At 67.4% G+C, this 25,223-nt stretch carries 28 protein-coding genes and 1 pseudogene; 15 read left to right on the top strand and 14 right to left on the bottom strand.

Annotated features, from left to right (window positions below):
* Positions 1 to 30 precede the first annotated feature (30 nt).
* The 5 genes from MRAB57_RS26110 to MRAB57_RS26090 all read left to right on the top strand — a co-directional run bounded on the left by MRAB57_RS26110 (position 31) and on the right by MRAB57_RS26090 (position 4,966).
* Positions 31 to 756 carry a FadR/GntR family transcriptional regulator gene (locus tag MRAB57_RS26110; protein ID WP_216823761.1) on the top strand — a complete coding sequence of 242 codons (726 nt, stop codon included), beginning with the start codon at positions 31 to 33 and terminating at the stop codon, positions 754 to 756.
* 82 nt (positions 757 to 838) lie between these two features.
* Entirely contained in the window at positions 839 to 2,038 is a 1,200-nt protein-coding gene (locus MRAB57_RS26105) for a cytochrome P450 (RefSeq protein ID WP_077089916.1), read from the top strand.
* Positions 2,035 to 3,087, top strand: a complete 1,053-nt coding sequence (locus MRAB57_RS26100) for a dihydrodipicolinate reductase (RefSeq protein WP_077089915.1) — start codon at positions 2,035 to 2,037, stop codon at positions 3,085 to 3,087. The genes MRAB57_RS26105 and MRAB57_RS26100 overlap by 4 nt, the downstream gene beginning before the upstream one ends.
* The gene (locus MRAB57_RS26095) at positions 3,072 to 4,184 is read left to right on the top strand and encodes an ABC transporter substrate-binding protein (RefSeq protein WP_077089914.1); all 1,113 of its coding nucleotides are present in this window, start codon (positions 3,072 to 3,074) and stop codon (positions 4,182 to 4,184) included. Before MRAB57_RS26100 ends, MRAB57_RS26095 begins: the two co-directional genes overlap by 16 nt.
* Positions 4,181 to 4,966, top strand: a complete 786-nt coding sequence (locus MRAB57_RS26090; RefSeq protein ID WP_077089913.1) for an SDR family NAD(P)-dependent oxidoreductase — start codon at positions 4,181 to 4,183, stop codon at positions 4,964 to 4,966. Before MRAB57_RS26095 ends, MRAB57_RS26090 begins: the two co-directional genes overlap by 4 nt.
* A 6-nt stretch (positions 4,967 to 4,972) precedes the next feature.
* Here MRAB57_RS26090 and MRAB57_RS26085 read toward each other — a convergent pair whose 3' ends face one another.
* From MRAB57_RS26085 to MRAB57_RS26065, 5 genes and pseudogenes are all read right to left on the bottom strand, one after another.
* Positions 4,973 to 6,253: an amidohydrolase family protein gene (locus MRAB57_RS26085; protein ID WP_077089912.1), complete on the bottom strand. Its 1,281-nt coding sequence runs from the start codon at positions 6,251 to 6,253 to the stop codon at positions 4,973 to 4,975.
* Positions 6,254 to 6,333: 80 nt separating this feature from the next.
* Complete coding sequence (gene msrB, locus MRAB57_RS26080) at positions 6,334 to 6,759, bottom strand: peptide-methionine (R)-S-oxide reductase MsrB (RefSeq protein WP_425436786.1); 426 nt, start codon at positions 6,757 to 6,759, stop codon at positions 6,334 to 6,336.
* A 69-nt stretch (positions 6,760 to 6,828) separates the two neighbouring features.
* A complete protein-coding gene (gene aftC / locus MRAB57_RS26075; protein WP_077089911.1) occupies positions 6,829 to 8,172 on the bottom strand; it encodes an arabinofuranan 3-O-arabinosyltransferase in 1,344 nt (447 codons plus the stop codon).
* 19 nt (positions 8,173 to 8,191) lie between these two features.
* Positions 8,192 to 9,759 (bottom strand): annotated as a pseudogene (locus MRAB57_RS26070) (alpha/beta fold hydrolase).
* A gap of 5 nt (positions 9,760 to 9,764) precedes the next feature.
* A complete protein-coding gene (locus MRAB57_RS26065; protein WP_077089909.1) occupies positions 9,765 to 10,544 on the bottom strand; it encodes a pyrimidine reductase family protein in 780 nt (259 codons plus the stop codon).
* Between MRAB57_RS26065 and zapE the strand changes: the two genes are divergently transcribed.
* Positions 10,543 to 11,631: a cell division protein ZapE gene (gene zapE / locus MRAB57_RS26060; protein WP_077089908.1), complete on the top strand. Its 1,089-nt coding sequence runs from the start codon at positions 10,543 to 10,545 to the stop codon at positions 11,629 to 11,631. The two genes, MRAB57_RS26065 and zapE, sit on opposite strands and share 2 nt — an antisense overlap.
* Here zapE and MRAB57_RS28875 read toward each other — a convergent pair.
* The 3 genes from MRAB57_RS28875 to MRAB57_RS26050 form a co-directional block, all read right to left on the bottom strand.
* Positions 11,609 to 12,160: a GNAT family N-acetyltransferase gene (locus MRAB57_RS28875; RefSeq protein WP_077089907.1), complete on the bottom strand. Its 552-nt coding sequence runs from the start codon at positions 12,158 to 12,160 to the stop codon at positions 11,609 to 11,611. The two genes, zapE and MRAB57_RS28875, sit on opposite strands and share 23 nt — an antisense overlap.
* Entirely contained in the window at positions 12,148 to 12,681 is a 534-nt protein-coding gene (locus MRAB57_RS28870; protein ID WP_173813970.1) for a hypothetical protein, read from the bottom strand. The genes MRAB57_RS28875 and MRAB57_RS28870 overlap by 13 nt, the downstream gene beginning before the upstream one ends.
* A gap of 81 nt (positions 12,682 to 12,762) precedes the next feature.
* Positions 12,763 to 13,506 carry a Clp protease N-terminal domain-containing protein gene (locus tag MRAB57_RS26050; protein WP_077089906.1) on the bottom strand — a complete coding sequence of 248 codons (744 nt, stop codon included), beginning with the start codon at positions 13,504 to 13,506 and terminating at the stop codon, positions 12,763 to 12,765.
* Between the two features lie 117 nt (positions 13,507 to 13,623).
* Between MRAB57_RS26050 and MRAB57_RS26045 the strand changes: the two genes are divergently transcribed.
* Positions 13,624 to 13,971, top strand: a complete 348-nt coding sequence (locus tag MRAB57_RS26045) for a DUF732 domain-containing protein (protein WP_077089905.1) — start codon at positions 13,624 to 13,626, stop codon at positions 13,969 to 13,971.
* A gap of 2 nt (positions 13,972 to 13,973) precedes the next feature.
* Here MRAB57_RS26045 and MRAB57_RS26040 read toward each other — a convergent pair whose 3' ends face one another.
* Positions 13,974 to 14,585 carry a hypothetical protein gene (locus tag MRAB57_RS26040; protein ID WP_077089904.1) on the bottom strand — a complete coding sequence of 204 codons (612 nt, stop codon included), beginning with the start codon at positions 14,583 to 14,585 and terminating at the stop codon, positions 13,974 to 13,976.
* A gap of 87 nt (positions 14,586 to 14,672) precedes the next feature.
* Here MRAB57_RS26040 and MRAB57_RS26035 point away from each other — a divergent pair, with 87 nt between their 5' ends.
* The 3 genes from MRAB57_RS26035 (at position 14,673) to MRAB57_RS26025 (ending at position 16,741) form a co-directional block, all read left to right on the top strand.
* Positions 14,673 to 15,041, top strand: coding sequence for a DUF732 domain-containing protein (locus MRAB57_RS26035; RefSeq protein WP_077090872.1), 369 nt, complete (start codon positions 14,673 to 14,675; stop codon positions 15,039 to 15,041).
* A 40-nt stretch (positions 15,042 to 15,081) separates the two neighbouring features.
* Positions 15,082 to 16,020 carry a cytochrome c oxidase assembly protein gene (locus MRAB57_RS26030; protein ID WP_077089903.1) on the top strand — a complete coding sequence of 313 codons (939 nt, stop codon included), beginning with the start codon at positions 15,082 to 15,084 and terminating at the stop codon, positions 16,018 to 16,020.
* 280 nt (positions 16,021 to 16,300) lie between these two features.
* Positions 16,301 to 16,741, top strand: a complete 441-nt coding sequence (locus MRAB57_RS26025; RefSeq protein ID WP_157900671.1) for a hypothetical protein — start codon at positions 16,301 to 16,303, stop codon at positions 16,739 to 16,741.
* 12 nt (positions 16,742 to 16,753) lie between these two features.
* Here the strand turns inward: MRAB57_RS26025 and MRAB57_RS26020 are convergent, their stop codons facing one another.
* Together MRAB57_RS26020 and pstS are read right to left on the bottom strand one after the other, a co-directional pair.
* Entirely contained in the window at positions 16,754 to 17,890 is a 1,137-nt protein-coding gene (locus MRAB57_RS26020) for a glycosyltransferase (RefSeq protein ID WP_077089901.1), read from the bottom strand.
* Between the two features lie 10 nt (positions 17,891 to 17,900).
* A complete protein-coding gene (pstS, locus tag MRAB57_RS26015; protein ID WP_077089900.1) occupies positions 17,901 to 19,013 on the bottom strand; it encodes a phosphate ABC transporter substrate-binding protein PstS in 1,113 nt (370 codons plus the stop codon).
* A gap of 300 nt (positions 19,014 to 19,313) precedes the next feature.
* On the opposite strand from pstS, the gene MRAB57_RS26010 reads away from it, so the two are divergent.
* Complete coding sequence (locus MRAB57_RS26010) at positions 19,314 to 19,619, top strand: DUF732 domain-containing protein (RefSeq protein WP_077089899.1); 306 nt, start codon at positions 19,314 to 19,316, stop codon at positions 19,617 to 19,619.
* Between the two features lie 147 nt (positions 19,620 to 19,766).
* Here the strand turns inward: MRAB57_RS26010 and MRAB57_RS26005 are convergent, their stop codons facing one another.
* Complete coding sequence (locus MRAB57_RS26005) at positions 19,767 to 20,105, bottom strand: hemophore-related protein (RefSeq protein WP_077089898.1); 339 nt, start codon at positions 20,103 to 20,105, stop codon at positions 19,767 to 19,769.
* A 365-nt stretch (positions 20,106 to 20,470) separates the two neighbouring features.
* Here MRAB57_RS26005 and MRAB57_RS26000 point away from each other — a divergent pair, with 365 nt between their 5' ends.
* Both MRAB57_RS26000 and MRAB57_RS28710 read left to right on the top strand, forming a co-directional pair.
* Positions 20,471 to 20,737, top strand: a complete 267-nt coding sequence (locus MRAB57_RS26000) for a hypothetical protein (RefSeq protein WP_077089897.1) — start codon at positions 20,471 to 20,473, stop codon at positions 20,735 to 20,737.
* 118 nt (positions 20,738 to 20,855) lie between these two features.
* Complete coding sequence (locus MRAB57_RS28710) at positions 20,856 to 21,011, top strand: hypothetical protein (protein WP_157900670.1); 156 nt, start codon at positions 20,856 to 20,858, stop codon at positions 21,009 to 21,011.
* Positions 21,012 to 21,993: 982 nt separating this feature from the next.
* On the opposite strand, the gene MRAB57_RS25995 is transcribed toward MRAB57_RS28710, so the two are convergent.
* Positions 21,994 to 22,350 carry a DUF732 domain-containing protein gene (locus tag MRAB57_RS25995; RefSeq protein ID WP_077089896.1) on the bottom strand — a complete coding sequence of 119 codons (357 nt, stop codon included), beginning with the start codon at positions 22,348 to 22,350 and terminating at the stop codon, positions 21,994 to 21,996.
* A 143-nt stretch (positions 22,351 to 22,493) separates the two neighbouring features.
* Positions 22,494 to 23,417, bottom strand: coding sequence for a helix-turn-helix domain-containing protein (locus MRAB57_RS25990; RefSeq protein ID WP_077089895.1), 924 nt, complete (start codon positions 23,415 to 23,417; stop codon positions 22,494 to 22,496).
* A gap of 65 nt (positions 23,418 to 23,482) precedes the next feature.
* On the opposite strand from MRAB57_RS25990, the gene MRAB57_RS25985 reads away from it, so the two are divergent.
* Together MRAB57_RS25985 and MRAB57_RS25980 are read left to right on the top strand one after the other, a co-directional pair.
* Positions 23,483 to 24,421, top strand: coding sequence for an SDR family NAD(P)-dependent oxidoreductase (locus MRAB57_RS25985; protein WP_083743533.1), 939 nt, complete (start codon positions 23,483 to 23,485; stop codon positions 24,419 to 24,421).
* Positions 24,418 to 25,221 carry an acetoacetate decarboxylase family protein gene (locus tag MRAB57_RS25980; RefSeq protein ID WP_077089893.1) on the top strand — a complete coding sequence of 268 codons (804 nt, stop codon included), beginning with the start codon at positions 24,418 to 24,420 and terminating at the stop codon, positions 25,219 to 25,221. The genes MRAB57_RS25985 and MRAB57_RS25980 overlap by 4 nt, the downstream gene beginning before the upstream one ends.
* The last annotated feature ends 2 nt before the right edge of the window (positions 25,222 to 25,223 follow it).

The raw sequence follows: 25,223 nt of genomic DNA, 5'->3' as shown, positions 1-25,223 counted from the left end.
AAAGCAGTGGACGGCGGACAGAGGAGTGATGTGGCCAAGCCCAAACAGATCGCCGACGAGCTGCGCGCGCTGATCATCACCGGGGACCTCGACGAAGGCGACCTGCTGGGGACCGAGGCCGACCTGATCGAGCGGTTCGACGTCTCGCGCCCGTCATTGCGCGAAGCGCTGCGCATACTCGAGGCCGAGGGCCTGATCTCGGTGGTGCGCGGCGCACTCGGCGGGGTCATCGTCCACCGCCCCGACCAGCGCACGACCGCGCGCGCGGCGGCGCTGGTGCTGCAGTCCCGCAGCGTCGCGCTGGCCGACGTGTTCGAGGCCAGCGCGGTGATCGAGCCGGCCGCAGCGAGGATGATCGCCACCTCGCGCCAGCGCCAGCGCGCCGTGGCGCAGCTGCGCCAGGTGATCGTCGAGCAGAAGCGCACCGTGCACGACCCGCTGGCGTGCACCAACGCCATGGTCAAATTTCACAGCGACATCGTCCATTTGGCGGGCAATCAGACGCTGATCATCATCAGCGAGATGCTCAACGAAGTCATCACCCGGGCCGTTGCCGATGTGCGGATGCGCACGGGGCAGGAGCCGCAGACCGCGTGGCGCCGCAACATTCGCGCGAACGAGCAGCTGATCGAGCTCATCGACGCCGGCGACGGGGAAGGGGCGCAGGCGCATTGGAACGCCCACATGGGGCGGTTGCGCCGAGCCCTGCTGGGTGGGCGCGCGGATGCCCTGATCGATCTCAATCATCACCGTTAAACCTCTAGAGGTATATCTGGACGTTTCCGCGCGGGGTGGGGTACCTTGAGCCGGAGCCTGCACCCTTTTCGGAGGAAAGCGATTGAGCACCAACACCAAAAGGGCCGACGCCCCGGTCTCCAGGTTTGACTTCGTCAACGGTGCCGGCGGCGCGACGCTGTCCGCGGCCGACCCGCACCCCACCAACCATGCGCTGGCCACCCAGCTCGTGGTCGGCCTGAACGGCAGCGTCATGGTCGCCTCCCGGGAACTGACCACCGAAACGCTCGGCAAGCCCGAGGTGTTTTCCTCGGCCGACCTCGTCGAGCAGGGCAATACCCGGCCCCTGATCCCGCTCGGCGTCGACCCGCCCGACCACGGGCGCTACCGCAGGCTGCTCGACCCCATGTTCTCGCCGCGCCGGATGGAAGCCCAGGAGGCCGACATCGCCGAGCGGGCCAACCGCTTCATCGACGCGTTCGCCGACCGCGGATCATGCGATTTCACAACCGAATTCGCCGAACTCTTCCCGTCGGCGGTGTTCCTCGGCCTGATGGGCCTGCCCTGGGGGGAGCTCGACACGCTGGTGGGCATGCGCGACGGGCTGCTGCATCCGGGAACGCCGGAGTCGACGCCGCAGGAGCGCACCGCGATCCAGCGCGAGACCGCGCAGCGGGTCTACGCCTATTTCGATCGGATCCTCGACGACCGCGAGGCCAGCCCGCGCGACGACGTCCTGTCGGAACTCGTGGGCCCCGACAAAGACGAGCCGTTGTCCCGGGACGAGGCGCTCGGCACCTGCTTCGTCCTGTTGACGGCCGGGCTCGACACCGTCACCGACTCGCTGACCTGTTTCTGGGCCTACCTGGCCCAGCACCCGGACCGCCGCCGCGAAATCGTCGCCGACGAGGCTGTGATCCCGCACGCGGTCGAGGAGCTGCTGCGCTGGGAAACCCCGGTCCCGATGGTGGTGCGATGGGCCCGCGAGGAGAGCGACCTGGGCGGCGAGGTCGTCGCCGCGGGGCATCACGTGCTGGTCAACCTCAGCGCGGCCAACCTCGATCCCGCCGAGTTCGACGACCCGCTCACGGTTCGCTTCGACCGCGCCGGCAACCGGCATTTGGCGTTCGGCGGCGGCGCGCACCGCTGCCTGGGCTCGCACCTGGCGCGCCGCGAGCTGCGGATCGCGCTGCGCGAATGGCACCGGCGTATACCGGAATACACGCTGGCCCCCGGCTACGAGGTGCGCTACCGGCCCCCACTGCGCTTCGTCCCCGACCTGCAGCTGACGTGGCCGGTATGACCCGGGTCGCGCAGTGGGCCACCGGCACCACCGGACGGCTCGCCCTGCGCGCCCTCATCGACGCGCCCACCCTGGAACTGGTCGGTGTGCGGGTCTACGACCCGGGCAAGGTCAGGGTCGACGCCGGGGCGCTGGCGGGACGCCCCGCGACCGGCGTGCTGGCCACCGACGACAACGCGCGGCTGGTACGCAGCCGTCCGGACGTCGTGCTCTACATGGGCGCGGTCGAAAAGCATCCCGACGACTGCTTCGCCGACGTCGCCAACCTGCTGATGGCGGGCATCGACGTGATCGCCACCGGCAGTTCGTTCATCGACGTGAACGCATTCGATCCGGCGCGCGCCGCGGACCTCGACGCGGCGTGCCGGCGCGGCCGGAGCACGTTTCTGGGGGTGGGGATCTTTCCCGGTTTCTGGGGCGAGGCCGTCGCACCGCTGCTGGCCCGCCTGTCGGCCGGCTGCGGCACGATCACGGTGCGCGAATCCCTTTCCTATGCCGGCTATCCCAGCCGGGAGATCCTCGTCGACGTGATGGGCTACGGGCAGTCGCCGCACTCCACGGCGCCGCTGCTGAGCGACCCCGCACGTGCGGGCAGCGCGTTCCTCGCTACCGCCAGCGTGCTGGCCCGGGCGCTGGGCGTGGAAATCGTTGCGGTGCAACCATTCCGGGAGACCGCGGTGACCCCGTCGGCTCTACGCGTCGCCGCGGGCGACATCGCGGCGGGCACCGTGGCCGCCATGAAGCTGGGCGTGCGCGCGGACTGCGGTCCGGTGACCATCGTCGTCGAGCATGTCACCTGGCTCGACGGCGGCGTCGCACCCGAGTGGTCGAGCGCCGAGGGCTACGAGATCGAATTCGACGGCGCCCCGACGCTGCGCTGCCACCTGGTGCTCGGCACGGCCGGCGAGGATCGCACCGAGATGGGTTGTCTGGCAACGGCGATGCACGCGGTGCACGCGATCGACTACGTGACCGCGGCACCCCCGGGCATCGTGGATCTGGCCAAGACCGGGTCGATCACAGGAGGACACGCATGGCCGCAGAGGTAACCCCGGCGCGGGTCGGACTGCTCATCGACTACCTCGGAAAGGGCGGCGCCTTCGACGACACCATCCTGCCCTCGCTGCAGCTGGTCGCCGACGACTACCTGCAGCGGGGCATCCTCGAGCGGCCCGTCGAATTCGTCGTGCGCGCCGTGCAGGGCCTGCCCAACGGAACGTTTCGCGCGGTGCGGGACGCGTTTCACGAGCTGCTGGACGAAGACGTCCTGGTGATCTTCGGCCCGTGGGTCTCCGAGAACGGTGTCGCGCTGCGGCCCCACGTCGAGAAGGCCGCCGAGGTACCGATCATCACGATGGGCGCCTCCGAAAGCATGTTGGGGGAGTGGGTGTTCGGGCTGCCCGCCGGCTCGATGGAGGAAGAGCCCATCATCATGGCGACCGTGGCGGTGCTGGACGGCTGCCGCACCGTGGGGCTGGCGTTCGAGGATTCCCTCATCGGCCGCGAATACCTGCGGACGGCCCGGTTTGCCTGCGAGCAGGCCGATTTGACGATCACCGCGGAAGTGGCCATCCCGCAAGTGGAGGCGGACAAGCGACAGGCGATGGCCACCCTGGCGGCTGACAAGCCCGACGCGCTCATGCACGTCGGATTCGGGCTGGGCCTCATCGGCATGAACGAGGCGCTCGAGGCGGTCGGCTGGGCGCCCCGCCGGTACACCACCACGGCCTTCGAGTTCGCCGCCACCTCCGACTGGTGGTGCCACGAGCTGGCCGGCTGGATCGGGCTGGATCAGTACGACGAGCGCAACCTGATCGCGCGAGAGTTCTTGGACCGATTCGAAAGCCGGCATGGCCGGCGGCCCGAGTACTTCTTCCCGATCTACTGCTACGACGTCGGCCGGCTGATGATGACGGCGCTGGCGACCGCGCGCCCGTTGAGCGGGCCCGCGGTCAAGGAGGCGCTGGAGCGCATCAAGATGCTGCCCGCCGCCAGCGGGGCGCCGGGCACGCGCCTGCGCTTCGGCAAGTTCATCCGGCACGGGTGGATGGGCAGCGAGTTTTTGGTGGCCCGCCGGGTACTGCCCGACGGCAGCAGGTCCGTCCTGCACGCCACCATCGAGGGCCTCATCGAGGCGCCGCAGTGACGGGTTCGCCTGTCCCGCAACAGCTGTTCGATCTGGCGGGCCGCGTCGCAGTGGTCACCGGCTCCACCCGCGGCATCGGGCGCGCCATCGTGGATGGCCTGTCGGGGGCGGGCGCGTCGGTGGTGGTGTCCAGCCGCAAGCAGGACCGTTGCGACGAGGTCGCGGCGCAGATCCAAGCGGCGGGCGGCACAGCCGTCGGGATCGCCTGTCACGTCGGCGAATGGGACGCCGTACCGCGTTTCGTCGACGCGGTCGTCCGCCACTACGGGCGCATCGACGTGCTGTTCAACAACGCCGGCATCAATCCGCCGGTGCAAGACGTCAACGCCGTCTCTATCGAGTTGTGGCGCAAGGTATTCAACGTCAATGTCGAGGGCGCGCTGCGGATGAGCCAGTGCATCGCGCCGGTGATGCGCGACGGCGGCGGCGGCAGCATCGTGAACGTCGGCTCCATGGAGGGCTACTGTCCGTCACACGAACGCTCGGTCGTGTACGGCGCGTCCAAGGCCGCGCTGCGCAACCTCACCGTGTCAATGGCCAACACGTGGTCGCCGTGGGCGGTGCGAGTCAACCTGCTGTGCCCCGGCCCGTTCGCGACCGAGATGCTGCTCGAGGCCGAGCAGGCCTTCCCGGGAGCACTGGACCTGCTGGCCGGGATGAACCCGCAGCACCGGGTGGCCGATCTGCGCGAAATCGTGGGGCCCGCACTGTATCTGGCGAGCGACGCGTCGTCGTTCGTGACCGGGGACGACATCGCCGTCAGCGGCGGGATGCGTAAATAGCCGCCGCTAGGTGTTGCCGCGGGTCGCGTCGGCCAGGGCGTTGGTGACCCGCTCGCCCTGCTGATGGTGGCTGAGCGCGCGGATGGACACGTCATGCCCTACCGCTTCCTGCCGTAGCGCGCCCACCGTGGCCTGCTCGCGCGGATGGTTGGCGAACGGGTCGAACGAGTACCAGCGCATGGCGTTTTCGTGGGTCATCTTGTTGGTGTCGGATTCCGAGACGCCGTGCTGGCGAAGGACATCCCACAGTTGTTCGGGCGCCTCGGGCCACATCGAGTCGCTGTGCGGGTAGTCGGCCTCCCACGAGATGTTGTCGATGCCGATCTGGTGGCGCAGCTGGACCCCGACGTGATCGCTGATGAAGCACGTCAGGAAGTGGTCGCGAAACACCTCACTGGGCAGCTTGCCGCCGAAGTCCTGGTGGGTCCACGTCGAGTGCATCTCGTAGGTGCGGTCGGCCCGCTCCAGGAAATACGGGATCCAGCCGGTGCCGCCCTCGCTCAGGGCGATCTTGAGGTCGGGGTACTTCTTGATCGGCGCCGACCACAGCAGGTCCGCGGCGGCCTGCACGATGTTCATCGGCTGCAGCGTGATCATCACATCCATCGGCGCGTCGGCCGCGGTGACCGCCAGCTTGCCCGAGGAGCCGATGTGCACATTCATCACGGTCTCGGTGTCGCACAACGCTTTCCACAGCGGATCCCAGTGGTCGTCGTGAAAACTGGGGTAGCCCAACACCGCCGGGTTCTCGCTGAAGGTCAGAGCGTGCACGCCGCGCTCGGCGTTGCGTCGCACCTCAGCCGCGCACGCCTCGGCGTCCCAGATCACCGGCAGGCACATCGGGATGAACCGCGCCGGATACGCCCCGCACCACTCCTCGACATGCCAGTCGTTGTAGGCCCGCAACAGGGCCAGGCCGAAGTCACGGTCCTCGATGGCGAACAGCCGGCCGGCGAACCCGGGGAACGTCGGAAAACAGATCGAGGCGAAAATCCCGCCCGCGTTCATGTCCTTGATCCGCTCGTCGACGTTGTAGCAGCCCGGCCGGATCTCGTCGAGGCCCTGCGGTTCGAGCCCGTACTCCTCCTTCGGGCGGCCCGCCACCGAGTTGAGCGCGACGTTGGGAATCACCACATCGCGAAATTGCCAGCTATCGCTGCCATCTGGGTTGTGCACCAGCCGCGGCGCCTCTTCGGCGTATTTCTCGGGCAGGTGATTGGCGAACATGTCCGGCGGTTCGACGATGTGGTCGTCCACGCTGATCAGGATCAGGTCGTCTTTGGTCATGTTCGTCTACTTCCCGATGCGTGGCTGTAGGCCTTACCGTTGGGCCAACGGTACAGCAGCCGACGCGACGGCGGAAGTGACTACGCGTCGGTCGGCACCAGGCGCAGCGAGATTGAGTTGATGCAGTAGCGCTGGTCCGTCGGCGTGGGATAACCCTCGCCGGTGAACACGTGACCGAGGTGACTGTGGCAGTTCGCGCACAGCACCTCGGTGCGCGTCGTGCCGAGCGAGTGGTCGGTCCGCAGGATCACCGCGTCGGAGTTCGTCGGGTCGAAGAACGACGGCCAGCCGCAGTGCGACTCGAACTTCTCGGTGCTGCGAAACAGTTCCGCCCCGCAGGCCCGGCACTCGTAGACGCCCTGGGTCTTGGTGTCGGTGTATTCACCGACGAAGGGCCGCTCGGTGCCGGCGCGACGCAGCACCGCAAATTCCTCGGGAGAGAGTTTCTTGCGCCACTCGTCGTCAGACAGTTGCACCTTGGGCTGCGACAGATCGGGAGAGCTCATGCATCCACGCTAGCGCCAATGGCGGTGACCCGCTGCGCCCGGCTACGCCGCGCTGGCGATCACCGCAACCTAATGAAGATGTCCCGCCGCGCCCGGCTCCGCGGCGGTGGCAATCGCCTCACGCTCCCGCTCGGCCGTCAGCCACGCCGGATCGATCCCGCCGTCCAGCCGGTTGGCGGCCTTGGCGTCGAGGTAGCGGAAATACAGCACCGTGAACACCACGATCAGCAGCAACGACCAGCCGTAGGTGATCTTCAGGTATTCCAGCGCCCGGCCGTATCTCATCCAGTTGAACAGCAGCCAGCGATCCAGCGTCATGAAGCCGTAGATGCCCAACCACGCCGGCCAGTTCCGGATCACCGAGTTCGGCAGCACGACCGTCATCAGGAACGGGAACAACATCATCGAGTAGTAGCCCTGGGACAGCGACAGCGCGAGCCACGACCACAGCAGTAGCACACCCGCCGAGGTGGTGAACCAGAACAGCGGGTCGCGGGTGCGGTAGTAGCGGTACAGCAGCCAGATGGCGCCGATCGCCAGCACCGTGAACAGCAGCCGCAGGAACACGATCAGCCAGGTGGGCAGGCCGAAGTACACGCCGTTGCCCTCGATGGAGCTGTTGAAGTAGTCGCGGGTGCCCAGGAAGTACGGCACCGTCTTCGTGATGAAGTCCTTCGGATCGCTGACCAACGGCCAGGCGGCGACGTTGACGACGATCGGGACCACGAACGCGGGCACCAGCGCCCGCCACTGACGGTTAAGCACCGGCAGCAGCAGCAGCGGTAAGAGCACCGGTTTCAAAGTGAGCGTCAACCCGATGACCAGGCCCGCCCACCACTGATGGCTTTTCTTCCCGTCCAGCAGCCACCACAGGAACAGCATCTCGGCCAGCAGCACGCAGCCGTTGATGTTGGTGAACACCAGCGTGTTGGTCACGGTCTCGGTGCAGAACATGGCCAGCAGCAGGGCCGGAGCCGCCACCGACGACAGGGTGAACTTGAACAGCCGCAGCAGCAGGTACCAGGCGATCAGGATCGCGATCGTATTGATCAGGATGAACAGGTAGCGCGACGGCGCGAACGGCAGATAGCCGAACGGCGCCATCAGCAGCGTGCCGCCGGGCGGATAGAGGTAGTGCGGGTCGACGTAGTCGAAGTGCTCGTTGTAGATGGCCCAGCCGTGGCGGAAGTTCAGCACCGCCCGGTACACCGGCTTGAAGTCGTCGGTGATGTTGCCGTTGGTGGTGATCACGATGCTGCGGTGCAGCACCGAAAGTATCGCCGCGGGCCACAGGGCCGACCGCACGATCGTCGCCGTACTCGGTGGCCCGGACAGGGGACGGAATGCGGCCAGCAGCCTGTCGCGCAAGCCGGATCGAGTCGAGTCAGCTGCCGTCACCAGCGCACCGTACACCGCAGCCGGGACTCAACTGTCAGGCGGGACAGTACGTGTCGGTGGTCGGTAGCTTGCCGCTGTCGAGATAGCCGAGCAGCGGCGGGACCGCGCACGGCGAGTAGATGCTGGCGCCGTGGCCGATGCCCTGCCACATCACCCGCTTGCTGGCCGCGTTGGCGTTGATGACGGTCGCGGCGGTGGCGGCGACGCCTTCGGAGCCGACGATCGGATCGCTCTGCACGCCCAGCAACACGACGTCGATCTTGAGGTCCTTGGGCGGCGCGGGCGGCGAACTCGTCGGCCAGTGCACGCATTTGACCAGGTTGAGCGCGGCCACCGCGCCGAACTGGGGGTAGAGCTTCCCCCACGCGACGACGAGCTCGCGAACCCGGTCGGGGGTCGGGCGGTTGATCGCGTCGCTGCAGCCATTGACGAACTGGCCATCGGTGTCCTGCGTGCCGTCGGCGCGGTTGATCAGTCCGGTGAGCTGGCCCGCGTCGCCGGAGCGCGCCGCTGCCAACGCGCCGGCCAGGCTCGTGGTGGCGCCGACGCGGTCACCGGTGGGAAAGCCCAACGCGACGGTGATCGTGTTGGCCACCTCGGACACCGACGCGCCGCCGGGCCCCTTGCCGGCGCGGGCATCGGCCAGCAGCGCGCTCACCGCGCCCTTCGGGTCGGGTCCCAGCGCGCAGTTGACCGCGAGGCACTGCGCGGCGAACGCGTCGAGCGCGGCCTGCTGGCCCTTGACCTGTTGCTCGGCGACGGCTTCGGCGTTGGTGCCCAACGCAACTGGCGAATCGAGGATCAGCCGGGCGACCTTGGTGGGGCGCGAGGACGCGTAGGCCAGCGCCACCTGGGCGCCGTTGCCGATGCCGACCAGCGCGACCGCGGGCACGTCCCACAGGCTGCGCAGCCGCTCGATGTCGGAGGCCGCGTGCGCGTTGTCGTAGGCGCCGCTGCCCGGCGCGATCGCGTCGGTGCAGTTGGTCGTGGCGTTGTTGGCGACGTCGGAAAGGTTCGCGACCGGGTCGTCGCCGGTCTGGAATTGCGCCTGATCCCGCATCGTCTGGCGGTCGGTGCGATCGCGGCAGTCGATCGGGCTCGACGCGCCGATGCCGCGGCGGTCGACGGCGACGATCGGGTGGGTCTGCAGTACGTCGGTGCCCGCCCGCGACAGCCACACCGGCAGCTGCGTCGAGGACGGCAGATCGGAGCCGGTGGTGAAGACCAGGGGCCCGGCGTCCTTGGGTGTCCGGCTCGACTTGGCGCGGACCACCCCGATGGTCACCGTCCCGCCGCCGCCGTTGACCGGGTCGAGGTCGGCGTCGTAGTTCGCGCAGTCCAGCTGGACGTCGGGTGCCGGGCGAATCCCCGCGTCGGTGAACGTCTTCGACGTGCAGTCGTGCCACGACAGGTCGTTTTTGGGCGCGGCGATCGGCGGCGGGCCCTTGGGTGCGGGCTTGCTCGGGGCCACGCCCTGGGGCCGGGCGCCGGAGTTGGTGGCGAACCGCGGGTCGGCGGCCAGACCCGGGACGCAGCCGGACACGAGCGCGGTCACCGCAACGAGGATTGTGGCGAACGTGGCGTGCCGGCTCATGCGACCACAGTAGCTAGGCCTTCACATACCGGGTGTAAAGGTAGCCGGCGTCGTCGGTCAGCACGTGGCAGCAGCGCATCGGTGCCAGCAGTTGCCCCGGACCGGTGGCGATGCGCCGGGCCAGCCCGCCGACGAGGTAGGGCGCGGTGGTCAAACACAGCTCGTCGAGCAGGTCGCGCTGCATGAACGAGCCGAGCAGCGTCGGCCCGCCCTCGGTGAGGACGCGGCGCAGGCCGCGCGCCGCGAGGATCGCCAGCAGCGCGGCCTCGTCGACCTCGGCGGGATCCGCGCCGGAGCAGTCGATTACGTCGGCGAGGTCGCTGAGCTGGCGGCGCGTCGCGTCGACGGCCGCCGTGCAGGTGAGCACGAGGGGCGGCACCTCGGTGCGGGTGAACACCGGCATGTCTCGGTCCAGGCGGCCCGATCTGGTGACGATCGCCAGCGGGGGGACTTCGGCTTGCCCCCGGGCCTGCCGCTGCTGTCGCTGACCGACGCCGAGCTGCGCGCCCGAATAGCCCTCGATGCGGACGGTGCCCGCGCCGACGACGATCACGTCGGCCAGTGCCCGCAACAGGTTGAAGATGAGGCGGTCCCCGGACCCGCCCATCGAGCCGGACTTACCGTCCGCCGTGGCGCCGCCGTCGATGCTGGTGATGAAGTTCGCCCGCACCCACGTCCCGTCCTGATCGGGGTACGCGTAGAGCCGGGGGAGGTCGCCGTCGTCGAGTTGGCGCACCGACCCGAGCAGTGTCAGTGGGGTTTCGGCGCCGCCGCCGTCCTCGGAGTCGGGCATGAGGTTGATTGCAGCACGCCGTTACAGTTTTTGCATGCACGGGGGCCGCGTGGGGCATCTGGTGGACCGGCATCCGACCGTCTCACCGGAACGGCTGATCGCCCAGTTGAAGCCGCCGCCGACGTTCGCCGACGTGAGCTTTGCGACCTATCGTCCCGATCCGGCCGAGCCGTCGCAGGCCGCCGCCGTCGCCGCGTGCCAGGACTTCTGCGCGCAGGCCGTGCAGCGCAGGGCGGGCCGGCGAAAGCTGTTCGGCAAGCGGGCGGCGCTGCCGGGAGTCGGGATTTACCTGGACGGCGGATTCGGGGTGGGCAAGACGCATCTGCTGGCCTCGGCGTACTACCAGTTGCCCGGTGACGGGCCGCAGCCGCCAACTCCCAAGGCGTTCGCGACGTTTGGCGAGCTGACCCAGCTGGCCGGGGTGTTCGGCTTCGTCGAATGCATCGACCTGCTGGCCGATTACACCGTGGTGTGCATCGACGAATTCGAACTCGACGATCCGGGCAACACCACCCTGGTTTCGCGGATGCTCTCGGCGCTGGTCGAGCAAGGTGTGTCGGTGGCCGCCACGTCCAACACGCTGCCCGAGCAACTCGGTGCGGGCCGCTTTGCGGCTCAGGATTTTCTGCGCGAAATCAACACGCTGGCAAGCATTTTCACCACCGTGCGGATCGACGGCCCGGACTATCGGCACCGCGGCCTGCCGCCGGCGCCCCAGCCGCTGTCCGACGAGGAGGTCACCGCGCGTGCCGCGGACGTGCCGGGTGCGACGGTCGACGACTTCGACGCGCTGTGCGCGCACCTGGCGACCATGCACCCGTCGCGCTATCTCACCCTGATCGAGGGGGTGACCGCGGTGTTCTTGACCGGGGTGCACGGCATCGACGACCAGAACGTCGCGCTGCGACTGGTGTCGCTGACCGATCGGCTCTACGACGCCGGCATCCCGGTAATCGCGTCGGGGGCGAAGCTGGACACCGTCTTCAGCGACGAGATGCTGGCCGGCGGCTACCGAAAGAAATACCTGCGGGCCACGTCTCGGCTGCTGGCGCTGACCGCCGCGGCTAGTCCAGCTCGCGAACCATGACGAAGTCGTGCTCGCGCAGGTCGGCGCCGACCAGGAACGTCCGGGTGCCGCTGATCCTGAACCCGTTCTTCGAGTAAAAGCGTTGCGCGCGAACGTTTTCCTGGTTGACGCCCAGCCACACGCAGCGCACGCCCCAGCCGCCGACGGCGGCCAGGGCCCGTTCCATCAGCGCGGCCGACAGCTCTCCGCCGTGAAACTCGGGCAGCACGTACATCTTCGACAGCTCGGCGGCCGGGCGAACCTCGACCGCGCGGGCCACGTCGGGGTCGTCGCCCACTCCATTGACGACCATCGCGTATCCGACGATCCGGTCGTCGTCGCGGGCGGTGAGGATCACCCGCTGCGGGTCGGCCAGATACTCGGCGAAACGCGCGGCCGACAGGTTGGTGTCGATGAAGGACGCGACGTTCTCTGGCGCTATCGACGGCGGGCACGCCAGCGGAAACGTGCGCGCGGCAACGGCGGCTAGCTCGTGGGTGTCAACAGAATCCGTCGAGGCGAGGTGGACGGCCCGCGTCACAGGTTCCACTGCGCGAGGTGCTGGCCCGTCTTGCGGTCCAGCAGAACGACATTGGAGACCGGGTCGCGGTAGGCGTCCCAATACACCCCGCCGCGCACGATCGCGCCCTGCGGCGCATTGCCCAGGACGTTGTCCAGCGCGTCGGGCGCATCGGTCGCCCGCGGCTTGTAGGCATCGGCATACGGGGTGACGCCGTCGAAGCTGAAGTTCGTCGCCATGATGTACGGGTTGGGCACCCGGACGGCGCGGACCATGACGTCGGCGCGGTTGGGGGTGCTGCCGGGGAAGCTCTTGATCGGCACGCCGCTGCGGGTGTAGCCGAATCCGGGCGGCGGATCGCACGGGTTGACGCTGCTGACCGTCACGTCCGCGACGTACGTCCCGGTGTCTACCCGCAACGTGTCGCCGATGTGGCCGATGGGCGCGTCCTGCGCCCGCGCGAGTGGTGCGGCGACGCCGGTCGCGGTGATGCTCGCGGCGGCAACCAGGAAGGTGGACAGGACGATCGCCCAGCGGTGCCTGTTCGTCACGTCTTTGCCTCCTATGCGCCCGTGCAGGGGACCTTCGCATGATTGCACACGCGGCATTGCCAACGGGAGGGGTCGGCCGGCTCAGGTAGCGCCGGGGTTCTCGGCGTTCTTTGCGCTGGTGAGCGATTCGAGCGCGGCGACCAGGTCGGCAGCGACCCGGTCTTTGTCGACGCCACAGCGGTGCAGCGGACCGGCATCGTCTTCGAGTTCGAGCAACGCCAGCAGCAGGTGCTCGGTACCAATGTAGTTGTGGCCCAACCGAAGCGCTTCGCGGAAGGTCAGTTCGAGCACCTTGCGGGCCGGCCCGCTGAATGGGATGAGGTCGGGGGTGTCGCCGGCCGCCGCGGGCAGTTCCACGCCGCCGCGCAGGGCCTCGGTGTCCACCTGCTGCAGCTGCAGCAACACCGTGGCCAGCGCGGCCGGATCGCTCAGCAGGCCGAGCAGCAGGTGATCGGGGGTGATTTCGCTGTTGCCGGCGTCGTGCGCGGCGTTCTGGGCCGCTACCACCGCGCCGCGCGCTCGCGGCGTGAAGCGCCCGAAGCCCTGTTCGGGATCCAGCGGTGCGGCCTCGGCCCGCGGCACGAAGCGCTTCTGGGCGGCCTGTTTGGTGACGCCCATGCTCTTGCCGATGTCGGTCCACGACGCCCCCGAGCGGCGCGCCTGATCCACGAAGTGCCCGATCAGGTGGTCGGCGATCTCGCCGAGGTGCTCGGCGGCCAGCACGGCGTCGGCCAGTTGGTCCAGCGCGTCGGGGTGCACGCGCTTGATCGCGCCGATGAGTTCGTCGAGGCGGACGGGGTAGCTGATGGGCGTGTTCTCGGGCATGCGTCAACGCTAGGTTGACGCTAGTGGTCGTGTCAACCGCGGGTTGACGAAATTTCAGCGCCCGGAGTTGCTCGAGGAGATGCGGGCGGCGCGCCGCTCTGCGACTATTTGTGGACTATGAAGCGCCTTCTGCTGCTGCTGAGCCTCGCCGCGGTGATCGGCACGGCCGCCCCGGCGTCCGCCGATGCCAGCGACGACCAATTCCTCGCCGCGCTGCAGGCGTCGGGAGTGACCTACAAAGACCCGGGCAAGGTCATCGCGGCGGCGAAGTGGGTGTGCCAGTCGGTCAACCAGGGCTCGCCGATGGCGGACGTGGTCAAGACGGTCCAAGCCGAAAACCCCGGCCTGGTCCAGGAAAACGCCGCCAAGTTCACCGCGCTGGCGGCCAGTGCCTATTGCCCCAACAAGCTGCCGCCCGCGCCCGCTGCGCCTCCCGCGCCGGCAACCCCGGCGAACAACGGCTAGCGCTACTCCTCGGCGGCCGCGGCGGTCTCGACGGCGATCTGGGCTAGCGGCCCGCGCCCGGGCGGGCGCCCCAGCTCCAGCGGCCCCATTCCGGGCAGCGTCCGTGGGGGCGTGGTCGTCGCCCGCAGCCTGCGCCAGTGGCCCGCCGCCGAGAGGCGCCAGTCGGCCGCCCACTTCCACTCGTAGGTCTGCAGCGTGCCCAGATTCGTTGCGAGGGCAGCCATTCGCAGCCGGGTTCGGCGCGCGTCGATCCACGACGCGATCACCCACACGCCGTCGAGTTCGTCCTCGGGGATCTCGATGCCCCACGACATTTCCTCGTCGTCGCATCCCATCGACGGACGCGTGTCGGGCTTGGGCGTCGAGAGCTCGTACCGGTTGCCTTCGGCTTCCAAGTCGAGCGCGACCTCGTAGCGCACGGCCGGTCCCACCATTCGCAGGCCGACCTGAAGCCGCGCGACGTTTCTGCGCCGCGGTGTGAGCCGCTCGACCGCTACCACCACGCCCCTGGCGGTCGGGTTGTTGGTCCGTGCACGCGCCTGATTCCAGGTGGCAATCAGCGCGACCACGGCGATGATGCCGACGAAGACGTCGAGAACGATGATGGCGGCCACGTCGATCTACCCAACACCATCGGGATCGGCGCCGCGCACCGGCTGGCGGGATGCGGGCCCGTGGCAACTCTGGGACAATCCGAATTCATGAGGCGCTTTTTGATGCTGCTCAGCGTCGCCACCGCGATTGCCCTGGCCGGGCCGGCGCACGCCGACCCCACCACCAGCGCGACACCCACCCCGGACCCCGCCGTCGATGCCGATTTCCTGGCCCAGCTCCGCCAGGCCGGGCTCAATTTCCAGGATCCGGCGGCGGCGATCTCGGCCGCCAAGACGGTCTGCGAGTTGGTCGACAGCGGCGAGCAGGACACCAACATCGTCAACAACCTGCAGCTGCGCAATCCGGGTTTCAGCGGCAACGGCGCTGCCCGGTTCACCATGATCGCGGCCAACTCGTATTGCCCCAAGTACCTGACCGGCGAGGGCCGGGGCCCCCAGCCGGCGAGCACGCCCTAAGCGCGGTCGCCGTCTGGTCGGGCGCAATACGCTAGCGGCCATGCACGTCGATCCCGGACCGCTGACGGTCGACACATTGGTTCAGGCCTGGCGGCTGGACCTGACCTCCGCGACGGTGATCGTGCTGGTGGTCGGCGCGTACGCGTGGTGCTACCGGCGCGGCCGGGACAGCGACCAGCCCGCGACCCCGGTGCAGGCCGCGTGCTTCGGCCTTGGCGTCGTACTGTGGGCGTTGGCCACCGTCAGCGCGATCGGCACCTACGCCTACGTGCTGTTCTGGGTGCGCGCGCTGCAGGTATTGCTGCTCCTGTACGTGGTGCCGTTCTTTGTGGCGCAGGGCAGGCCGCTCACTGTTGTCGGTAATGCGCTGGGCCCGGCCGGCCGGCAGCGGTTCGATCGGCTGCTGAGCACCCGCGTCGCCGGCGTGCTCGCGCATCCCGCCACGACGTCGCTGGCGATGCTCGCCACGCCGTGGCTGCTCTACCTCACGCCCTGGTACACCGCGGCCCTCGACAACGAATGGATCGGCGCACCGACACGAATTATGTTGGTGCTCATCGGGTTCGGCTACTTCTATGCGCGCCTGCAAACAGACCCCGTTCCGCATAGGTATTCCCAGCTCATTTCGCTGCTGATCAGTGTCGGCGAAACCCTGGGCGACGGGCTGCTGGGTTTGGTCATCTGGCAGGGCTCGCTGATTGGCGTGGCGTATTACGCTGCGTTGCAACGTAGTTGGGGCCCGGACCAACGGCTCGACCAGACCATCGGCGCCGGAGTGCTATGGATCCTCGGAGACGTCGTCGGGTTGCCGTTCATCCTGCTGTTGATGCGTGCGCTGTCGCACGACGAGCGGGCGCACGCCACCCAGGTCGACGCCGAGCTCGACACGGCCGAGGCGGCCGCCGGCGACGACGCGGCGCCGACGGGGCTGTGGTGGGAGAACGACCCGGAGTTGCGCGAGCGATTTCGCCGCGGCTGATTTAACGCCGTCATTCCAACGGAATGGCAAATCCGCTATGTTGCCGAAAGATGTCAGCAAATTCCCTTAGGAGCTAATAGTGAAGCAGATATCGGTGATAGCAACCGGCTGGACGGTTGCCTCCCTGGCCGTTAGCGTCGCGATTGCGGGATGTGGAAGCGACAAGTCGACAACCCCGTCGTCGTCAGCTAAATCCTCGAGTTCATCGTCGGCGCCGGCTTCATCGGCGGCGCCGAACTCGACCAGCGGGACCGCCCAGCCTTCCGACTACAGCAATTTGTTGATCAAGCCCACCGACATCGTCGTGCCGGGCGACAGCTTCAAACTGATGCAAACGGTGCCGGTTCCCAACGGCATCAGTGGACTGTTCATGAACCAGGCCGGCGCCCGGTCGATCGACGACACCATCTACGTCTATCCCGACGCCAACGCCGCGGCGCAGGCGCGCGATCAGGCCATCAAGGCGATCACTGATCCCGACCTGGGCGTGCGGGGCGGGGCGGCGACGCCGGTCGACGTGGGTGTCGGCGGCACGATGGCCATCGGGACGACGATCAAGGCCGAGGGTACGCAGGCGAAGGGCAGCATCATGTTCAGCGAGGGCAGGACCTTCGTCGACATCGAATTCCAAAGCCCGTCGGGTGATCCGGTGCCAGCGGACTTCGTTGTCGACGTCGCGCGCAAGCAGGACGCGGCGATCAAGGCGGGTCTGCCCGGCTGAGCGCTTCGGCGATCAGCCAACTCGTCCGGCGGCGGTGGCTTCCAGCAGGTCGGCCGCGCGGGCCGCGCTTTCGGTGGGCATGGCCATCTGGCCGGCCACCTCGCGCGCGCGAGTGGCGCAGTCTTGGGTGAGGACCGACCGCAAGTCGGCGACGAGTAAATCCAGTGTGCTGGTCCAGAATTCGCGCCCCGATCCGACGCCCAGCCGGGTGATGGCCTCGGCCCACACCGGTTGATCGTCGACCGAAAGCCACAGCACCAGCGTGGGAACCCCGGCCCGCAGGCCCGCGGCCGTCGTTCCGGCGCCGCCGTGGTGGGCGACCGCTCGGCAGGCCGGGAACACCGCTGCGTGGTTGACCGCGCGCACGACCTTGACGTGGTCGGGATAGCCCAGCTGGGACAGGTCGTCCGGGCCGCTGCAGATCAGCGCCCGCTCGCCCAATTGTGCGGTGGCCGCCGCGATCACGGCGACCGTCTCGGCGGGGGAGGGCAGTTTGAGACCGCTGCCGAAACCGAAATAGATGGGCGGCGGCCCGGAGGCGATCCACGACAGGACCTCGGCGTCGTCGGCCGCGGGCAACTCCAGCGTCAGCGCGCCCACGAAGGGCCTGCGCCGGCCCTGTTGCGTCCACTCGGCGGCCAGGCCGGGAAAGCAAAACTCCTCGTAGGCTTGAATTTCCAGCGATTGCGGCAGGGATCCGGTCGCGTCCGGCAGCCCGAGTTCGCGGCGCTGAGTATCCTCGGCCTGCTTGGCGAGGCGCCCCAGCACACCGCCGATGCTGGCATGGTCGCCCGGGAAGAAGTGCAGCGCGGCATGCGGAATCCCGTAGTACTCAGCGACATTGGCCGCCAACGCCTGCTCGCTCTTGCCCGTCAGGAGCAGGTGGGCGCCGTCCGACAGCGCCTTCAATGCGGCGCCCCACTGGACCCATGCCTCCCTGATATTGCGCACCACGTCGCCCATGACCGCCGCGGACGAGGCGTCGGACCCGAAGGGCACCGCGGCGATGCCCGCCGACTCGACGAAGCTCGTCATCATCGGCGGGACTGCCAGGCATACGTCGTGTCCCCGGTCGAGCAGCTCGCGAGCCGCGGCGGCGAACGGCTCGACATCGCCACGACTGCCGTAACTGGCAAGGACGAATTTCACCAGCGGTGCCTCACGTGATGGCGTTCACCGCGGCCGACAACTTCGACTTGAATTCATCGGGCAACGGGACATTTCCGTTGTCCGCCAAGCCTTTCTGGCCGGCCCCGATCGCGGTCTGCAGGAACATCCGCACCGAGGCGCCGACATCGGCATCGGGATATTTCGAGCACACGATTTCGTATGCCGGCAGCAATATGGGGTAGGAACCGGGCATGCTCGGCTTCTCGAAAGACCGCGTATCGAGCACCAAATCGTTGCCCTGCCCGCTGAACGCGGCCCCGGCAACCGTCTTGGCCGCCGAGTCGGCGGTGATCCCCACCGCATCCGGACCGGCCGAGGTGACGAGCTTGGCCATGTCCAACGTCTGCGACTTCGAGGACGACCATGAGGTGTAGCCGATCGAGGAGTCGGTGCCCTTGACGGCGGCCGCGGTGCCGTCGTTGCCCTTGGCGCTGTCGCCCTTGCCGCCGTTGAATTTCCTGCCGGCACCCTTGCCCCACGCGCCGCCGGATGCGACGTCGAGGTATTGCTGGAAGCTGTTCGTCGTCCACGAATCGTCCTTGCGGAAGATGAGATGGATCGGTTCGGTCGGCAAGGTCGCGCCCGGGTTCAGCGCCTGGATCGCGGGGTCGTTCCAGGCGGTGATCGTCGCGTTGAAGATTTTCGCCGCCGTCGGTGCGTCCAAGGTCAGCGAATCGAGGCCCTTGACGTTGTAGACGATGGCGATCGGCGCGAACACCAGCGGCAGGTTCCATGCCGGCGAACCACAGCGTTGCCGCGCCGCGTCGCCCTGGGCCTGGTCCAGTGGCTCGTCGGAACCGCCGAAATCTGTTTTTTTACTGGTGAATTCGGTAATCCCGGTGGCCGAGCTCTTGGCCGAGTAGTTCAGTGTGTGGCCCGGGCAGGCCTCTTCGAACGCATCGACAAAGCGCGTCATCGCCTTGGCCTGAGCCGTCGATCCGCTGGCCGTCAGCGTCTTCTTGCCCCCGCAGTTGGACTGCACGGGTGATGCGCTCGTCGAGCTCCGCGGGGCGCTCTTCGGTGCGGTCTCGCCGCATCCCGACACCATCGCCCCGCTCAGGGCCAGGACACTCAGCGCCACACCAAGCCGGCTGAACCTCAATCCAGATCCTCACAGTAGGGCGGAAACGCGATCATCATCGGGCGGCCAGTCATCGACCCGCAGCCATCCCAGCATGCATCACGGCCCCGGTTCACGCGTGTGGGAGAGCCCGCGACGGCCCGTTCGGTACGCGCTGGAGCAACCGCATGCGAGTGCATTTCTCTCCGTATGGTCAAAACTGCCGGGTGGACCGAAAAAGGCCTGTAACCAGCTATAAGAGCTCGAGGAGTTGGCCAGCTGCGGTCCGTTCGTTCAGCCTTCGTTCATCGAAAAGTAACGCTAGCGATTTAAGCTCCGCGCATGAAATCGGTTCTGGCCTCGCTTGCTGCCTTGTCCGGATTGATGTGTGCCGTTCCCGGGGTTGCCCACGCAGACTCCACGTCGGATTATCTGACCACGCTCAGCTCGCATCACATCAGCTATGGCAATCAGGACAAGATCGTCCACATCGGCACGACGCTGTGCCAGGAACTGCGCAATAGCCTCCCGGGGCCAGAAGCCGTGCAGAGGATTCAAGGCCTCGGCTACACGAGCAGCCAGGCGAATGTGATCGCCGCTGCCGCCGTCCTGGCGTTCTGCCCGGACATGAACAACGACCCGCTCTGAGAATCCCCAAACGCCGGAAGCCCGACTGCGAATAGCAATCGGGCTTTCGACATTTGTGATGGTCGCACGGGCCGCGCCTAATCGTACCGGCTAGCCCCGGAAAACCGTTGCGGCGCAACGCGTTCGCCGCAACGGTTCAGCCGTGGATCAGAAGTTGTTGCAGGTGGTGAACATCTGCTGGAAGATCGGAAACGCCTGCTGCGCGCCCTGGTTGTGCTCAACCTTGTGCAGCAGAGCTACTCGCTGATCCGGCGTCGAATTCACGTACTGATGCAGGAACGCCACGTTCGGCGGTGACTGCTCGAGGTACGACGCGAACATCGGGTTCTGCGCGCGTAACGCAGCGACCGCTTGATCGTACGTGCAGGTCGTGTTGATCATCGGACCGTAGTCGGGGTCCGCGGATGCGATCCCGGCACCGGCGGTCAACGTCAGTGCTAGACCGCCGACTGCGACACCCAGTCTCGTCAACGACTGTTTGACCATGTGTGTGCTCCTCCTAGATTCTGCACTCCACTTTAGTGCCCTGTTTGGATTCGACTCTAACGTTCGCTGACGGCGAACTCGGGTGGAACGGCCGCGTAACCACCCCCGGGGAGAGCAGCTGAAACGCTGTCTGAGCTGTGGAATTGCGCGCTTCTGACGGTTGCCGAAGTCATCACGCTCCGCGGCCTCCAATCCCGTGAAAACGGCGTGCGGTGCCACGCTGACTCGGATGTCGCCGGCTCGCCCGATAAGTTGCAGCAGGAGGCAGACCGGCACTGGCAGGCCGCGCACGATAGCCATTTGCGGTCGGTCGAAGACGAGGTGCAGGCCCGGAAAGCAGCAGCCGAGAGCGAAGGAAGAGCGCCGTGACCGATTCCCGCCCGAACACATTTCTGCGCGACGTCAAGATTCCGTCCACGCCATCAATGCGCACGACCAACAGCCTGAGGGATTACCTCGTCAGCACCGCCGCGAAGGATCACAGCACGCTGAGCCCGGCCGAGATAGAAGAGCACAACAAGCGGGTGTTGGATTGGCTGCTCACCTCGCACTTCGAGGTCGTCGACTATTTGGGCAAGCTGGAAGAGTCCCTTCAGCAGCAGCAAGAGGACCAGCACCGCGGTCTTCTTTGACCGCCGGCTAACCCCGCGAGAATCGCTGAGCCCTTGAGCTCTCGGTACCTGCGCCGCATGCCGTCACGCTGGCAAAGGGTGAAGTGCGGCGAGTGCGGCGCGGATTTACGCTCCGGGCATGCGCGACCTCGATGCCATCGATGCAGAGCTTCGGTTGCTGTCCCGCGCCTGGCGGGTGGCGCGGGTGGTATGCGAACGCATGCCCAGCACCGAGCTGATCGACCAATTGCTGGATGAGCGTGCGGCGGTGGCTGCGGCGCCATTGCGGCGGTAGGGGCGCCTTCGGGGCGCTGTCACCGACCTCGTTCGGTGTCGATGGGGGCGACTGACGCCGTCCACTTTTAGTTAGACGGCTTAAAAAGTTACCTATTGACGAATCTTTCGGTATGTGTCGACGGCGTGTTTGAAGCCATCGGTATTGACAGTCGCGTCAATTAGTCCTGCGGTTGAGGCCTCGCGGGCCGATACGAAGCCAGAAGTACTGGTATGGCGTCAATTTCGGCGTGGAATCCCTGAAATTTTTAGAGCAAAGTCATCAGGCAGGAGGTGGGGCAATGGAAACGATTACGGCACTGTTTGTGGCGGCGGTGGGAGCGTTTCTACTTACCATCGGTATCGGTAAGGCCGACTGCATCAGCGAGTGCATCACCAGCGGTGGCGGAATACAGTGCACTTCCTGCGACTCTCCCCACGACGGCGACAGCAAGGCGTCCTCCTCTTTATACGAATAGAGTCGGCGTACCTCGCAGTGGTACCGCGCCGTATCGGCGCGACTCATTGACAACCGGCCCAGTCCAGGCGGGTGGTCGAGAACAAAGACAGCCCAACGAAATGCGGCGTTCGACCGCTTGGGAAAGCCTCGTTACCCCGGTGCCTTAAGGCTTGGCCGCGCGTCAGGGCAACGGCGGATAACGCGCAGTCTTGACGGGGCCAAGGGTCTGTGATTTCGCCGTCGTTAAACCCGCCAGTATTGACCGGATGGCCTTTCGCCGGGCATTTGCGGTTTCCATTTGTGGTGCCCGTTGGCAGTCCCGACACATTTCGATAACCGTTCGGCGTCGGCAGGCAACGGAAATAACACGATTGCGGGTCGTTTATGGCCGCGGGGCGGGGCTCTTCCGTGGCCGGCCGGCGGGCCTGCGGCAGCGGGGATGCAGGGCTCTTAACCCCCAGTTTGCTGGGCGCGCGAAGGCCATATGGCGTGTTATTTGACTAACGCCGGTTCGCTATCGTGCGAATCCGCTACCTAGTGGCCGTCAGGTGCACAGGGAAGGCGCGTCGCACACGTTGCCCGGGCAGTAGGTCGAATGCGCGGCGTTGACCATGGTGCCGACGTCCAGCAATGTCACGCCCCGCTTGTCCAGGTGCTGGTGCACCTCGTCGGCGATTTGTTGTGGCGTCCAACCCCACGTCAGGTCGTAGCAGATGAGGTGCGCCTCCCCGATCAGTGCCTCTTCTGTCTGGGGTGGCCAGGTGAGGCCGACGGCGCGCAATTGGTTGAGGTACGCCTCGTCCTGCGGAGTGGTGGCAGCCGCTATTGCGGGGTTGGCCACCAGGGCGGCGCCGACGAGCGTGGGGATGGCCAGGCGAGCGAGCCAGCGAGGTGAGGGCATTTGGGGCGTTTCCATTCTTTTGGCGTTGACAATGCCGTGAGTGTGCGCTCTTAAAGCGGCGCAAAGATGAAGGAATCGTAGCCAGCGCGCCGTGCCAGCGCCGGGTATCCGGGAAATTTTGGTGCCGCGGACGCCGAGCGGCTTTAGCCGTTGCCTAGCAACCTATTTGGCTCGCCGGGGGGCGGGGACTCTTCGGCCAACGCGTCGCTGAGTCGGCGGGTCGCGGCCGCGAGCTGCGCGCCCATCCGGGTGACCGCCGCGCCGCTTATTGGCTCGGCGCTGGGCACCAGGCTCAGCATCAGGGCGATGCGGGAGCTGGGCTCCAGAATCGGAGAGTCGATATGGCTCACCTCGTAGGTGCGGTCCGGGGCCAAGCTGATCGGGAACCACTCCTCCTGGTGGATCAGTTCGTCGGTCAATGCCTGCGCCAACTGGCTCAGCCGGGTGGAACGCACCTCGGCGCTGCGGACGATCAGCGCCAGTTCCTGCAGGCGCAGGTCGGGCAGGAGGTGAAGGCCAACCGCGTAGCCGCGTTGCTGCGCGTTGGTGATGGCCTGGCGATAGCGATCACGCACGTCTTCGGGTAGCGCCGCGAGCCAGCGCTCGCGAGCCTCCGGCAACGTCCATGCGACGGTCGACGCCCCATACGGCGGGCGGTGGGGGAACTGGGTGCCGATCGGCATCGGGTGACCGCCGCCGCGATGGCTGCGCACCTGATCGACGACCGTCGAGTAGTCGTCGCTCACCGAGAAGGCGACGCAGTGGGCGCCCGTCGCGGCCGACAGCTCGGCCATCGCGGAGCGTGCCAACACCAGCGCCGGATAGCGATCCGCTGCCTCTCGGCCGAGGCGGACCAGCGCGGGACCCAGGTGATAGGTCTTGCGAACCGGGTCGCGCAGCAGCCAGCCGGCTTTGAGTAACTCGGACAGCATCGAGTGGCAGCTGGCTTTGTGGACGCTCAATCGGCGCGACACCTCGGCCAATGTCATCCCCTGAGTCGCGGCCTGTGCCAGCTGCTCGAACAGGTTCACCACCCGCTCGGTCTGTGGCGAGGGCCGCGGAGCCATGCGCGCAATAGTCGCATAGTGCGACTCGTTGCGGTGGCATAAGCGACCGTGTGACGATGGCCACAATGAAGGACCTTCGGGGCAAGGTGGCGGTCGTGACCGGCGGAGCCGGGGGTATCGGCCGCGCCATGGGCAGGCGTTTCGGCCAAGAAGGCATGAAGGTGGTGCTGGCCGATGTGCTCGTCGAGTCGCTGGAGCAGGCGACCCGGGCGCTCGCGGACGAGGGCGTCGAGGCGGTCGGCGTGGTCACCGACGTCACCGACTACTCCTCGGTTGAGTCGCTGGCCAAGGAAGCCGTTTCTCGCTTTGGCGCGGTGGACGTGGTGTGCAACAACGCCGGCACCGGCGCCGTCTCCGAGGGCTACATGTGGGAGCACGACCTCGCCGACTGGCGCTGGGGGATCGACGTCAACGTGCTCGGCGTCATCCATGGCATCAAGGCCTTCGTGCCCGTCCTCCTGGAGCAGGGCGAGGGGCACGTGGTCAACACCTGCTCGGGCAACGGCGGATTCGCGCCGATCGCCCGGGGGGCCATGGGCGGACCCGCGACGGCGGTGTATCCGATGACCAAGGCCGCGGTGCTGTGCCTGACCGAAAGCCTGTACACGCATCTGGAGATGACGGGGACACGGGTGCGCGCGCATGTGCTCTTCCCCGGCGGCTTCTTGAACACCGGGATCTGGGAATCGTGGCGGCACCGGCCGCAGCAGTACGCCGCGACCCAGGAACGCCACACGCCCGACCAGACCCTGGAGCGGGTGGTGGCCCGGTTCGAATCTGCCGGTGCGCACGTCGAATTCACGCCGTTGGAGACCGTCGCCGATCAGGTCGTCGAGGGAATCCGGGCGGACAGCTTCTGGATGATGGGCCCGCCCGCAGCATCCGATCAGGTCGTGAGCAAGAAAGCGGCGTCCATCCTGGCTCGCGGCGAGCCCGACTATTTGGTCGACGTCCTCGGCACGCACGCCGGGACCGCGTCGGAAACCGAAGGAGGAAAGCGTTGATTACCAACGTCATTCGCTACGGACCTCGGCCGCCGGAGGCGCGGGTCGACCACGAGATCGACGCCACCAAGGCGCCGATTGCCACCGAGGCGGTGACCATTACCTACCTCACGGACCCCGACATCGTCGCGGCGGTGCTACCCAAGCCGCTGGAGCCGTCCGCCGAACCGCTGGTGCGCATCCAGCTACAGCGGGTCCGAATCGAGGGCAGGCCACCATTCGGGTCGGCGGTGTTCTCGGTGACCGCCCGGCACGGCGAACTCGAGGGCGACTATCCCCTCTTCATGCCCCAGTCCACCGAGCAGTCGGTCACCGGCGGGCGCGAAACATTCGGTGAGCCAAAGAAACTCGCCCACATCGAGGTGGAGCGTGACGGCGACCGTATTACCGCCGCCGTCAACCGGCTGGGCTACCAGCTCGTCACACTCAACGGTCGGGTCACCGGCCCCGCGGAGTTGCCGCCCGACCAGGTGAACACCGAGTTCTACTTCAAGTTCCTGCGCGCGCCCGACGGCAACGGCATCACCGACCCGCACCTGGTCTACGGCGAGTACCACCGGCACTACGAGCTGCTGGAGAACATCGACGGCACGCTCGAGTTGGGGGAGTCGCCGCTGGACCCGTTGGCCGACATCGTGATCCGCGAGATCAAGTCGGTTACCTGGTGTCGCCGGCGCACGGTCCAGGTCGGGCGGATCGCGGAGCGGGTGCCGCAGGAGTGGCTGCTGCCGTACGTGCACCAGCGCTACGACGACGTCGCCCTGCTCGCGGCGCCCAGGCCCGAGCCGGCGCGGGCGTAACG

The sequence above is a fragment of the Mycobacterium rhizamassiliense genome, from assembly GCF_900157375.1.
Classification (GTDB): domain Bacteria; phylum Actinomycetota; class Actinomycetes; order Mycobacteriales; family Mycobacteriaceae; genus Mycobacterium; species Mycobacterium rhizamassiliense.
Note: the sequence above shows the minus strand (reverse complement) of the source record. Positions and strands in the feature narration are given on the sequence as shown.

Excerpts from the sequence above, each read along its gene's own strand:
- MRAB57_RS26035 (WP_077090872.1), top strand. The coding sequence starts at position 14,673 with ATGAGGCGCTTTTTGATGCTGCTCAGCGTCGCCACCGCGATTGCCCTG.
- MRAB57_RS26095 (WP_077089914.1), top strand. The coding sequence starts at position 3,072 with ATGGCCGCAGAGGTAACCCCGGCGCGGGTCGGACTGCTCATCGACTAC.
- MRAB57_RS26005 (WP_077089898.1), bottom strand. The coding sequence starts at position 20,105 with ATGGTCAAACAGTCGTTGACGAGACTGGGTGTCGCAGTCGGCGGTCTA.
- MRAB57_RS26065 (WP_077089909.1), bottom strand. The coding sequence starts at position 10,544 with ATGCCCGACTCCGAGGACGGCGGCGGCGCCGAAACCCCACTGACACTG.
- MRAB57_RS26085 (WP_077089912.1), bottom strand. The coding sequence starts at position 6,253 with ATGACCAAAGACGACCTGATCCTGATCAGCGTGGACGACCACATCGTC.
- zapE (WP_077089908.1), top strand. The coding sequence starts at position 10,543 with ATGAGGTTGATTGCAGCACGCCGTTACAGTTTTTGCATGCACGGGGGC.
- MRAB57_RS26010 (WP_077089899.1), top strand. The coding sequence starts at position 19,314 with ATGAAATCGGTTCTGGCCTCGCTTGCTGCCTTGTCCGGATTGATGTGT.
- MRAB57_RS25990 (WP_077089895.1), bottom strand. The coding sequence starts at position 23,417 with ATGGCTCCGCGGCCCTCGCCACAGACCGAGCGGGTGGTGAACCTGTTC.
- MRAB57_RS26045 (WP_077089905.1), top strand. The coding sequence starts at position 13,624 with ATGAAGCGCCTTCTGCTGCTGCTGAGCCTCGCCGCGGTGATCGGCACG.
- MRAB57_RS26030 (WP_077089903.1), top strand. The coding sequence starts at position 15,082 with ATGCACGTCGATCCCGGACCGCTGACGGTCGACACATTGGTTCAGGCC.
- msrB (WP_425436786.1), bottom strand. The coding sequence starts at position 6,759 with ATGAGCTCTCCCGATCTGTCGCAGCCCAAGGTGCAACTGTCTGACGAC.
- MRAB57_RS25985 (WP_083743533.1), top strand. The coding sequence starts at position 23,483 with ATGAAGGACCTTCGGGGCAAGGTGGCGGTCGTGACCGGCGGAGCCGGG.
- MRAB57_RS26100 (WP_077089915.1), top strand. The coding sequence starts at position 2,035 with ATGACCCGGGTCGCGCAGTGGGCCACCGGCACCACCGGACGGCTCGCC.
- MRAB57_RS28710 (WP_157900670.1), top strand. The coding sequence starts at position 20,856 with ATGCGCGACCTCGATGCCATCGATGCAGAGCTTCGGTTGCTGTCCCGC.
- MRAB57_RS26050 (WP_077089906.1), bottom strand. The coding sequence starts at position 13,506 with ATGCCCGAGAACACGCCCATCAGCTACCCCGTCCGCCTCGACGAACTC.
- MRAB57_RS25995 (WP_077089896.1), bottom strand. The coding sequence starts at position 22,350 with ATGCCCTCACCTCGCTGGCTCGCTCGCCTGGCCATCCCCACGCTCGTC.